Here is a 1,247-nt window from a genome sequence, read left to right as displayed (position 1 = left end):
GGCTATGTTTCCTCGGATGAAATTATAGAATTTGATGCCAGTTATCAAGGACAGGATGTTAAGGTGGTAAAATTATCTGCTACAAAGAAAAACCAGCCAACGACTGTTGAAATCACAAAAGCAGATGTGATTACTGGTGTGGAGCTGGACGGTGCTTCCTTACTTATCCTGAATAAGAAGGGCGAAGTAGTGGATTCCTGGATATCTGTAAAGGACAAACCACATGTAATAAAAGGCTTAAAAGTTGGAGAGACTTATACTCTTCGGGAGCAGATTGCGCCGTATGGCTATTTACGCACAACAGATATCACCTTTCAGATTTCCGATACCGCAGTCGCCTGCTGGTAAATAAAAAAGGTGAATTTCTGGACGATGTTACCCTGCTTGATAATGCCAAAGGTGTAGTGGAGCATTTCTTCAGTTATGTAACCGGAAGTCTGACAGATGTTTCTTTTAATGTGTATGCCGCCGAGGATATCCGCGCAACAGATGGTGTGAGCGAAAATTATTATACAAAAGATCAGCTGGTGGGTGAAACCTCCTATGGATATGTATTAGATGACGAGCCAAGATACGTGGATCTTACCTACCGTGACCAGGACACTCCGGTTGTAACCTATAGTGCGGACTGGCAGAACCGCCGTCAGAAAGTGCAGGTAAATGTTTTAAAGAAAGAAAAAGACAGCGACAAGGTTCTTTCCGGCGCTATCTTTGGACTTTTTGCAGCGGAGGACATTACATCTGCAGGCGGTAAAGTACTGATTGAAAAGGATACCATCATTGAGTTGAAGACCACAGATGAAAGCGGATGGATCCACTTTATTGCGGATCTTCCAATCCGTGCAAAGTATTACCTGAAAGAAATCTATGCACCTGACGGATATGTGCGTGCGACCGAAGCCCAGGAATTTACTTTCGAGTATCAGGGTGATAAAACCACCCAGGCTGTTTATGAATTTACCTTTGAGGATGTGCAGACTTCTGTAGAGCTTTCCAAGGCAGACTTAACAGATGGAAAAGAGCTTGAACTGTTGTGGAAGAGTGGATTTCTACGGAAGAACCCCATATGATCCGTGGCCTGCTGGTAGGCGAAACCTATACCATGGTAGAAACGAAACCGGCAGATGGATATACCACCGCAGAAAGTATTGAGTTTAAGGTGGAAGATACTGCAGAAGTTCAGAAGCACCAGATGTTAGATGATGTCACAAAAGTAGAAATCAGTAAAACCGATGTGACAGATTCCA

The 1,247-nt window shown here is 43.5% G+C and carries 1 pseudogene; it reads left to right on the top strand.

Annotation, left to right across the window (positions count from 1 at the left end):
* Window positions 1-1,247, top strand: a pseudogene (locus PGQ38_RS20930) (SpaA isopeptide-forming pilin-related protein); the annotation flags it as partial.

Source organism: Blautia faecis (assembly GCF_027662325.1).
GTDB lineage: Bacteria > Bacillota > Clostridia > Lachnospirales > Lachnospiraceae > Blautia_A > Blautia_A faecis.
This window is presented reverse-complemented; position numbering and strand designations above follow the sequence as displayed.